Below are 9,565 nucleotides of genomic sequence, written 5' to 3'. Positions count from 1 at the left end.
ACCTCATCCGGGCTCGCTGTGTCGACGGAGATGGGTTGGAGGACAACCAGGATCTCGACGTTGTCCTGGCCCACCAACTTACCTGCTCTGGACGCTGCTCAGCCACGGCACCTGCCGGCGGCCACTCCAACGCGTGTTCCTGAGGTGGAGGTAGTTGGGATTGAACCCACAGTAGGCCTTAAGCTGCTCCGCGTCCAGGATCGTCAGGACCCGATGCTTCAGCGTGATGAGGTTGAGTTCGCGCAGCTCCCGCAGCGTGCGGCTGACCTGCACGTCCGAGAGGCCCATCGTGTCGGCGATGTCGGTCTGGGTGAATGGAAACGCGTAGCTGTTATCCTTCACCCGCCCCACTGCATCAAGACGGAGCAGCAACTCGCAGAACAGATGCGCGATCCGCTGACCGGATTGACGACTTCCGATGTTGACCAACCATTCACGAAGTACAGCCCCGTCTACAAGCGCACACCACATCAGGGCCCGCGTTACCCGCGGGTGATGGGACGTCATCTCCTCGATGGCTTGCCGGGGGATCTCAACCGCCGTGCAGGGGGAGATCGTACCGATGGCGTGGTCCATCTGATCAAGGATGAACACGTTCAGATCACAGAAGTCGCCCGGGACGAAGAAGGCTATGATCTGGCGCTGGCCGTCCGGCAGCATCTTGTAGCGGCAGGCATAGCCGTCGAGAATGAGATGAACATTGCCGGGAACGTCGCCCTCCTTGATGAGGTCCGTCCGTGCCGGCACCTGCCGCAACCGCGGAACGAACGCCCGCAACGCTTCACGATCGGCGTCTGTGAGTTCCTCAAAGCTCTCAAGCTTGCGGATCAGTGCATCTTGCATTGGGCTACGGCGGCAAAGGGCAATTTGCCATCCTATGATTGGTCTGGGGCACAATACTTCGTCATAGGACGGATATCGGCATCCAGTAGCCGGTAAATGGCTGCGGCCGTTACGACCATGGGGTCCTGCGCGTCGGCGTCGATCACCCTGGCAACCTGTAGGCTGCTGATGTCACCGGCCCTTCGCAAGTCGGCGGCGATTGGTGGTCATAAGCGCGCTGATCACCCCTCAACGTTGACTTGGACGCCGCTGCCGGCCGACATGGGCGGTCACGGCTAGGCTCGCTCAGGCGAGTCGCGGCCAGTTTCAGGAGAGCAACGCCGCGAGATAGACCCTGAAAAGCCAACGGCCCCCCGTCGCCAAACGGGAGGCCGCTGAAAACCCTAGGCGCTGTGAGGCGCGAGTCGCTTCCCCTCACAAGCCATAGCTCCCACCCGGGAGTCAAGACGGAACCTGTTTCCGTCAACGGGAAGGCTTTGCCTGGACCCTAGCCGCGGCCCGTGAGGGACCGGGATAGATGAGTTATGCCGATGAGATCCGCCGACAGGCGGAAGCGGCTCCATCCGCGGCGCTGCCGGCCGTCACGGCCGCGCTGTGGCGTGCGTTCGGGGAGGGGAAGGTAACTGAGGCCGAGGCCGAGACGCTGTCCAGCCTGATCGAGACCCGGAAAACGTCCGTGCGCGGACCTATCCCAGGACGAAGCACGAACGAGCCGGTAACCTTGATCCCTCAAGCGAGGGCAAAGGCCGAGAACGCATCCGGAAGCCCCAGGAGGCCCAGCGTTGGCTCGCGCCCGCGCACGGATGCCTCTATGGAGCGCCGCCGCCGCTGGGCAGCCTCAGGCAGGCTCCCGCCGGCCATCGCGGCGCGCTTCACCCTGGCCGAGCAAGGCGTGCTCGCCCTCGTGGCCGCCGAGGTAGCCCGTCGCGGTGATTGCCGGCTGGCGATCGACAATCTGGCGGCCGTGACCGGTGTGTCTCGCACGACCGTCAAGAATGCGATCCGCGAGGCCGCGCGGCTTGGCCTGCTCACCGTCGAGGAGCGGCAGGTCACGGGCTGGCGGAATGACACCAATGTGATCCGGATCACCAGCCGGGAATGGACGGCCTGGCTGCGGCTGGCGCGGCGCACCCTGCCATCAGGGGGAGGGGTCAAATCCGCGACCACCACGCATACTCAAGTTCTAGATCTGGGAGAATCGAGGACAGCTGAAAGGAAGAAGGGCTGCCGACAGGCGGCGGACGACTTCGACCGATCAGGCCGAATGAGAATCCGCGCGGGTGGTAAAGGTGGTAGAGCCATGCGGTGAGGGTCTGCGGGCGGATGGTATGACGAACGATGGTGCCTTGTTGTGCCCAGGCCAGCAGTGTGCAATCTGCCCGACCGCTATGCGTGTAAGGGTATTACCCCACGGCCGATGCGCACATAGCACTGCCACACGATGACAGTCCTCGAAGTCATCTGCGCTCTGGCTCACGACGCCACCGTCGGTATCGTCGTTACTGATACGCTGATCGAGGCGCCCGGACCGACGATCTTCTACGCCAACCCTGCTTTCGGGCGGTTGGTCGGGCGCGACTTGAACGACATCGTTGGCCAGTGCCCACGCTTCATGCATGGCAAGGAGACGCGTCAGGAAACGCTCGACACATTCCGCCGCGCATTGACAGCCGGTGAGCGCTTTCATGGCTTCCTGACCAACTATCGCGCCGATGGTACGAAGTACCGGGTCGAGATCGATTGCCGGCCTCTGCGCGCCGCCGATGGGCGAATCGAAAACTTCGTCGCGTTCGAGCGCGAGGTCGTCCGCCGGATCGGGCGCCCTGCCACGAGCGCGACCGGACGATACGAACCTACCAGCGTAAGCAACGACTCGTTAACTGTAGCACTACGAGCACTCGCCGTGTTTGAACACGTCTGAGTTGTATTTTGAAAATTTCGACCGCGCTGATACTTCCAAAGAAAGCCATCAAATGACGGATTATTGTTTTTTACGTCAAAAATTCAGTGATTAACGATTAAGTAGCGACCATATCGCAGTACTATGTCACGGTTTTGGAATAATCTGGTTCCTGAACCGCCGAATAGCAATTGCGCCTGGCCTCTGTGTTCGCTGCCGAACAGCCCCCAATGATCACCGGGAGTCGATGACCATGTTTGGTGGAACGCGGACGCATGCTGATCTCGTCGCCAAATTTGACGCCCTGAGCCAATCGCAAGCCATCGTCGAGTTCAAGCCCGATGGTACCATCCTCACCGCCAACGCCAACTTCCTGACGGCGATGGGCTATACCCTGCCCGAAGTGCTGGGACAGCATCACGGCATGTTCGTCGAGGCAGCCACCCGCGACAGTGTCGAGTACCGCGCATTTTGGGAAGCCCTGCGGCGGGGCATGTTCCAGGCCACCGAGTTCAAGCGGATCGCCAAGGACGGTCGAGCCGTCTGGCTTCAGGCGAGCTACAACCCCGTGCTCGACCGCGCCGGGCGCGTCGTGAAGGTCGTAAAGTTCGCCGCCGACATCACGACGCAGAAGCTGCGCTCGTTGGATAGCGATGGCCAGATCACTGCCCTGCACCGCTCGCAGGCGGTGATCGCGTTCGATCCGACCGGCACGATCTTAGACGCCAACCAGAACTTCCTCGACGCGGTCGGCTATCGTCTTGATGAGATCCGCGGCCGGCATCATAGCCTATTCGTGGATGCGGCCGAGCAGGCCGAGACAGCCTACCGGGGGTTCTGGGAACGGCTGGGTCGCGGCGAGTTCGCCGCGGGCGAGTTCCGGCGCATCGCCCGCGGCGGTCGCGAGGTCTGGATCCAAGCGAGCTACAACCCGATCACCGACGCGGATGGCACCGTGCTCAAGGTGGTGAAGTTTGCCGCCGACATCACCGCACAGGTAGAAGTCCGCCAGCGGAGAGCGGAGGCACAAAGGGCGATCGGCAACGACCTCGACGCGATCGGTACTGCGGTTGAGGCCGTCACCCGGCAGACGGCGGAGGCGGTCGGCACGGTGGGACAAGTCTCGAACGACATCCAGACTGTCGCCTCGGGTGCGGAGGAACTGTCGGCTTCGGTCTGCGAAATCAGCCAGCAGGTTAGCCACGCCGCGCGGATGGCCGGCGAGGCGGTCGAGCAGGCTCGGCGCACCGGCGGTATAGTCGAGGGCCTGAGCGACCAGGCGGCGCAGATCGGCGAGGTCGTGACAATGATCCAGGGGATCGCCTCGCAGACCAACCTGCTGGCGCTGAACGCCACCATCGAGGCGGCCCGGGCTGGGGCGGCTGGAAAGGGCTTCGCGGTGGTCGCTTCCGAGGTGAAGGCCCTCGCCGAGCAGACCGCCAAGGCGACGGACCAGATCCGCGGTCAGATCACGGCGACCCAGGCGGCCACGCGCGAAGCGGTGGGCGCGATCGGCTCGATCCAGGGCACGATCCGGGCGCTGGACGAGGTCTCGGCGGCGATCGCGGCGGCGGTAGAGGAACAGTCTGCCGTGACCCGGGAGATGTCGGGCAGCATGCATACGGCAGCCCACGGGGTGGCAGCAATCTCCGGCGGCATGGAGGCGATCGCCCAGGCGAGTGAGCAGGTCGATGCTGCTACACGGCAAGTCCGGGAAGCCGCGCGCGCGGTCGCGTAATCTGGCCAGCTTGAACGAGATCAGCCGGCCGAAAGGTCGTGGAGAAGCAGCACGCTGCGCCCCGACGTCTAACTTGATCGGAAAGTCGGAGCACCTGCCACTCGCAGCGTTGCCCCCCGCTCATTCAGCAACGCTCACTCGTTTGAGTCGGAGCCTCCTTTGCCATCTTCACCCGTGCAGACTGACGAGGAAGCTCGGCTGCGGGCGCTGGCCGAGCACGAGATCCTCGATGCCGATCCAGATCCGTCGCTCACCCATATCGTCGAACTCGCCGCCCGCCTGCTCGGGGCACCGGCTGCCTTCGTGTCATTCGTCGATCGGGATCGGCAGGTCTTTCACACCAAAACCGGCCTGAGCCTGTGTGAGACCAACCGCGACATCGCCTTCTGCGCCCGGACCATCGCGCAAGCCGGCATCCTTGTCGTGCTCGACGCCACCAAGGATCCACGGTTCCACGATAATCCTCTGGTCATCGGCGCCCCGTTCATCCGCTTCTACGCGGGCGTGCCGCTACGTACCGGAGATGGTCATGCCATCGGCACGCTCTGCCTCGCCGGGCCCAAGTCGCGACGTGCTTTCACAGGCCGAGACAAACGTATCCTCACCGACCTTGCCCGACTCGTGCTCGACCGGCTGGAACTGCGCCGCGTCGAGGCGGCCCGACGTGCAACGCAGTCCCGCTTCGAACACATCGCCGATACCTCGTCCGACGCCATCATCTGCGCAGACGCGCTTGGGCGGGTGAGCTTCTGGAGCGCAGCCGCAAAGCACTTGTTCGGGCATACGGCCGCTGAAGCTTTGGGGCAGTCTATCGCGATCTTGGTTCCCGAGCGCATGCGTGGCGGCAACGAGGGTGCACTGTGCCAAATCTCGTGCGGGGGCGTGACGGGGTTGATCGGTCGTACCGTCGAACTCACTGGCTGCCATAAGGATGGCCGCGAGTTTCCGGTCGAGCTGTCTTTATCTACCTGGACTGAGAATGGCCACGCGGCCTTCGGGCTCATCGTGCGCGACGTAAGTCAGCGGCATGTGGTCGAGAAACGCCTATTCCAGCTCGCGCATCTCGATGCTCTGACTGAGCTACCTAATCGGGCAGTGCTGCGCGGCCGAATCGAGGCTGTGATCCTGGAGGGGTGTCCAGCGGCGGTACTGATGCTCGACCTAGACGGCTTTAAGGAGGTCAACGACGCGCACGGGCATGCTGTCGGCGATGCCGTGCTTCGGCAGGCAGCTTGTCGCCTGCGCGACTGCATCGGACCCAAGGGCATAGTAGCTCGATTTGGCGGGGATGAGTTCGCTGTCGTGCTGCCCGACGTCGGCGATCCATTGGTGGCGATAGCCAAGGGACAAGAGTTGATCGATGCACTGTCCGAGCCATATTGGATCGAAGATCTCGTCGTGCGTCTCGGCGCTAGTGTCGGCGCCGCCCTAAGCCCAGCTCATGGCGTGCGAGAAGACGAGTTGCTTGCTTGCGCCGACGCAGCCCTTTACCGTGCTAAGGCAGACGGTCGCGGGCGCGTCTGCCTGTTTACGCCAGTCCTACGCGAGGTCGCACAACGCGAGCGTGCCTGCCGCGACGGGCTGCGTCGCGCCATCGAGCACGGTGAGTTCGTGCTGCACTACCAACCGCAGGTAGACCTGACTGACGGTGCGCTTGTCGGTGCCGAGGCCCTGATCCGCTGGCAACATCCTGAACTCGGTCTGCTCATGCCAGCCGCGTTTTTGGAGGTGCTCGACAACGGTCCGGATGCAGCTCGCATCGGCGACTGGGTGCTTCACGCCGCCTGCGCTCAGGCACAGGCCTGGCGGCACGATGGGCTGCGGCCCTTCCGGATCGGAGTGAACCTCTGCGCAGCCCAATTCCGAGATGGCCGTTTGGTCGAGCAGGTTGCTGCCACGCTCGCCGAGACTGGACTCCCCGCTCACGCTCTAGAATTGGAGATCACCGAGACGATCATTCTACGTCACGATCCCGGGGTGGTCGCTGCGCTGCAAGCACTACGCGCTATGGGTGTTGGCATCGCGTTCGATGACTACGGCACAGGTTACGCCTCTCTCAGCCTACTCAAACGCTTCCCGCTGACACGGCTGAAGATCGACCGTAGCTTCGTGAGCGGCCTATGCGCCAACCGGCAGGATGCGGCAGTTGTACGAGCGGTGATCAATTTGAGCCGCAGCTTCGGTCTGGAGGTGATCGCCGAGGGCGTGGAGACAGAAGAGCAACACCAGCGCCTGCTCGCGAAGGGATGCCAGGAAGCACAGGGGTATCTATTCGGTCGACCAATGCCCGCGGCGGAGTTCATCTCACGCTTCAAAGTAGGTAAACAGTATATGGATCCCCCTCTACAACTGCGTAGCTAGGCAAGCAGCGCTTTGCCATCCTGGCGAGATCTGAAGCTCAGGCGTATGGCCCACCGAACAGGTCGCCCATCGCCTTGCGCCGAAACAACGTGCGCCAGCGCCTGCGCTGATGCTCCGATCGATCGTGGATCATGTGGCACCGCTGACAGAAGGCCGCGAGGTTGGCGTCTGCGTTGTTGGCTGTGTCGTGGTCACGATGGGCCGTGGCTAGAACGACCCGGGTCCGGCGCACACGACCAAGGATGTCGGCTTCCACAGCGATCCGGATCCGGCGGCCCCAGCCGTCGCGCCACCGGCCGGTGTCCGCGTCCCACCAGCGGCCGTCGCCGAGGTGGTAGACCATCCGTCCATGCGGCCGCCCGCAGCCCTCGCAGCAGCCTCTCGCCCGGCCGAACCGTATTACGGCCGAGAGCTGCGCCCAGTCGATGGGGTAGAAGAAGCGGTGCTCGGGCCGGATTGGCATAATGCTGCGCTGCGTTAATATTGGCGAGAAATGCGTTGCAATGCGGGATCGATTGAAGTCGCATTTCTGGGATCAGTAGTGAGTTGCCAGCGTTGCCATCATCACTGGCAGGAATTCGCGGAGCATCGCCATGGGTCTCACCGCGTTCATCGTGTTCGTCGTGCCGTGGATGCTGCTCGCCGCTTGGCTATTCACTCTGCCGAATGCGATCCGTTTGGGTGCGCCGTCCACCCCTTGGCGACCGCTTTACCGCTTTCCCGACACGTCCGGCGGTCAGCACCCCAATCAGCAACAATCGTTCAACAGCTATAAACGTGGTGCTCACGATGGATCGGAGCCGACCAGCGGGAACAAGCACGAGCCGATTGCCAAGCCTCAAGGCGGAGGGCTGGGTACGAGCGTGGAGCAGACTGAGCCAGACGACAAGGTCTAGCTAGCGGCCGCAATATCCGGTGCGGCCTCGTCGGCGCAGTCGCGCTGACTGGACGCAATTGCGGCCAAGCTTGAGCCCAGCTAGACGCGCTGCTTCGGGTGCGCGGGAGCGGGAATGAGCGATGTCATGGCCGCTCTCCTCCTCGCGCTGGCGGCCGAGAACGCCGAGCTGCGCGAGCAACTGGCTTCAGCTCAAGACATGCTCGTCGAGACCGCGATCGACGCCGGCAACATGCACGCGCTCGTCGAGGCCATGCGGGTCGAGCGGGACGCTTGGCGGGAGGAGGCTGAGCAGACGGGGGCAGCCCGAGTCCATCTCAGTCCGATGTGCGTCGGCTGTAATCAATCGGCTTGGCAGGAGGGATTTGGCTATCAGGACGCAAGCCGAGCACGTCCATGACACGGTCTCGTGCCCCGGCGTCGGCGATCGGCGCGCCTTGTTCAAGTCTGGCGATCACCTCGGGGGTGACCTGTGCGACTGCCGCCAGGGTCTCGATCGAATAGGCACCTCGGGCGCGGGCAGCATGGATCTGCGCGGCTAACGCGGCATCCAGGGGTGAGGGCTTGTTGTGTTGTTCGCTCATGGGCGAGCGGTACGTGCTGGCTCGGCCTGAAGTTTCGTCCCGACACATTCCTGTAGAGGGGCTATTCCATCCCGGCGACTCGCGGACGTGGGAGGCCGAGTTCGTTGAGGCCGAGGAACAAGGCAAACTCAGTGAGTACGGCGAGCGTAGCCATGCTGTCGCTGCCGTTCTCGATAGCCACAACGACTTCGGGCGCGAGGTGAGCTAAGCGCGCGGCATCTGCAAGAGATAGACACAGCCGTGCGCGCGCTGGACCGGCGTGCTCGACGAGGTTATGCCGCACGACGTCCCGTTGGTCCTCGACCGCATCCATGAAAAGCGTCCGATGTCGCTAGGCTCAAAGGCCTGCACGAGAATGTTACGCTCATCTCTCATCCAGAATAACACCCAGGATTGCGCTTGTGCTCTGCGTCGTTCGCAGGTTGTATCCTGACATTCGAACTGACGGGTTACGTCCGCTCTATCTATACCCCACCAAGCCGACCCCCTCTGCACACTCCGCGCTGACCTCAATACGCATGAGAGGGAGGGCGATCTCGCCGGCGAACATCTTCCGGATCAGCCCCTCGGGCGTCAGGTCGTTGAAATAGTCCCGGCAGGCCAGATCCACCGGGATCACGGCTCTCGGGCCATATTGCGCCATGAGGACAAAGGCGGTGCTCGGGGCGTCCTACGGAAGGGCTGGATCACGGTTCGGGAGATGCCGTTGCCGCCTCGACGCGCTTGGCTATTGCCTTGGCATCTGTGCCTCTCAGGCTTGAACGGAGGTCCATCGAAACGGATCGCCTTGGTCACCGGCAAGCCGGAAGGTAACGCCGTTCTCGATCAGCGGCTGACCATTGCCCTGGCCATTCCCCCCGTTACTCCTAGTCATCAGCTGATCGGAGCGCTCGCGCTTCCCGGTCAAGGGCTTGAACAGCTTGCCCTCAGGGCCGAGGTGGTTGCCCGCCTCGTACCAGCGGCGGGCGAGCCACCCGTTCAGGCTGGGCAAGGTCCCGCGGCTATCCTTCAGGAATGCGATATTGGCCTCGATCAGATCGAAGCCCGCATGCTTCATGAGGGCCATCATTTGCAGATGGATGCCCGTCTTTAGCTCCGCCTTTGTGTCCTCATCGCTGTAGAGCGCCAGGAGGACGTAGTAGGCGGCCCGGCCGAGGTCGTCCCGGCCCGGAGCCCCCTTCTCCTTGCGCTTGGCGGTGCATTTGGCTTGGGCCGCGGCGCGCTTCCGCTTGCGGCGGAGATTG

General features: G+C 63.2%; 10 protein-coding genes and 1 pseudogene. 6 read left to right on the top strand and 5 right to left on the bottom strand.

The annotated features are described in order from the left end of the window. Positions 1-78: 78 nt before the first annotated feature. Positions 79-843: a Crp/Fnr family transcriptional regulator gene (locus tag MKK75_RS18715; protein WP_244044036.1), complete on the bottom strand. Its 765-nt coding sequence runs from the start codon at positions 841-843 to the stop codon at positions 79-81. 517 nt (positions 844-1,360) lie between these two features. Between MKK75_RS18715 and MKK75_RS18710 the strand changes: the two genes are divergently transcribed. From MKK75_RS18710 to MKK75_RS18695, 4 genes are all read left to right on the top strand, one after another. Next, positions 1,361-2,152: a GntR family transcriptional regulator gene (locus MKK75_RS18710; RefSeq protein ID WP_244044035.1), complete on the top strand. Its 792-nt coding sequence runs from the start codon at positions 1,361-1,363 to the stop codon at positions 2,150-2,152. A gap of 132 nt (positions 2,153-2,284) precedes the next feature. Next, positions 2,285-2,764 carry a PAS domain-containing protein gene (locus MKK75_RS18705; protein WP_244044034.1) on the top strand — a complete coding sequence of 160 codons (480 nt, stop codon included), beginning with the start codon at positions 2,285-2,287 and terminating at the stop codon, positions 2,762-2,764. A gap of 232 nt (positions 2,765-2,996) precedes the next feature. Beyond that, complete coding sequence (locus MKK75_RS18700; RefSeq protein ID WP_244044033.1) at positions 2,997-4,481, top strand: PAS domain S-box protein; 1,485 nt, start codon at positions 2,997-2,999, stop codon at positions 4,479-4,481. 174 nt (positions 4,482-4,655) lie between these two features. Next, positions 4,656-6,842 carry a putative bifunctional diguanylate cyclase/phosphodiesterase gene (locus tag MKK75_RS18695; RefSeq protein WP_244044032.1) on the top strand — a complete coding sequence of 729 codons (2,187 nt, stop codon included), beginning with the start codon at positions 4,656-4,658 and terminating at the stop codon, positions 6,840-6,842. A 37-nt stretch (positions 6,843-6,879) separates the two neighbouring features. On the opposite strand, the gene MKK75_RS18690 is transcribed toward MKK75_RS18695, so the two are convergent. Further along, entirely contained in the window at positions 6,880-7,305 is a 426-nt protein-coding gene (locus tag MKK75_RS18690) for a hypothetical protein (protein WP_244044031.1), read from the bottom strand. 130 nt (positions 7,306-7,435) lie between these two features. Here MKK75_RS18690 and MKK75_RS18685 point away from each other — a divergent pair, with 130 nt between their 5' ends. Beyond that, entirely contained in the window at positions 7,436-7,738 is a 303-nt protein-coding gene (locus tag MKK75_RS18685; RefSeq protein WP_244044030.1) for a hypothetical protein, read from the top strand. Between the two features lie 126 nt (positions 7,739-7,864). Then, complete coding sequence (locus MKK75_RS36135) at positions 7,865-8,137, top strand: hypothetical protein (RefSeq protein WP_313901872.1); 273 nt, start codon at positions 7,865-7,867, stop codon at positions 8,135-8,137. A 245-nt stretch (positions 8,138-8,382) separates the two neighbouring features. Here MKK75_RS36135 and MKK75_RS18675 read toward each other — a convergent pair whose 3' ends face one another. The 3 genes and pseudogenes from MKK75_RS18675 to MKK75_RS18665 all read right to left on the bottom strand — a co-directional run. Continuing rightward, positions 8,383-8,634, bottom strand: a complete 252-nt coding sequence (locus MKK75_RS18675; protein WP_244044029.1) for a hypothetical protein — start codon at positions 8,632-8,634, stop codon at positions 8,383-8,385. A gap of 147 nt (positions 8,635-8,781) precedes the next feature. Next, a pseudogene (locus MKK75_RS18670) lies at positions 8,782-8,967 on the bottom strand (pyocin activator PrtN family protein); the annotation flags it as partial. Positions 8,968-9,072: 105 nt separating this feature from the next. Further along, on the bottom strand, positions 9,073-9,565 hold a 493-nt coding region (locus MKK75_RS18665), incomplete at its 5' end, for a hypothetical protein (RefSeq protein ID WP_244044027.1).

The sequence above is a fragment of the Methylobacterium sp. J-030 genome, from assembly GCF_022829545.1.
Classification (GTDB): Bacteria; Pseudomonadota; Alphaproteobacteria; order Rhizobiales; family Beijerinckiaceae; genus Methylobacterium.
Note: the sequence above shows the minus strand (reverse complement) of the source record. Positions and strands in the feature narration are given on the sequence as shown.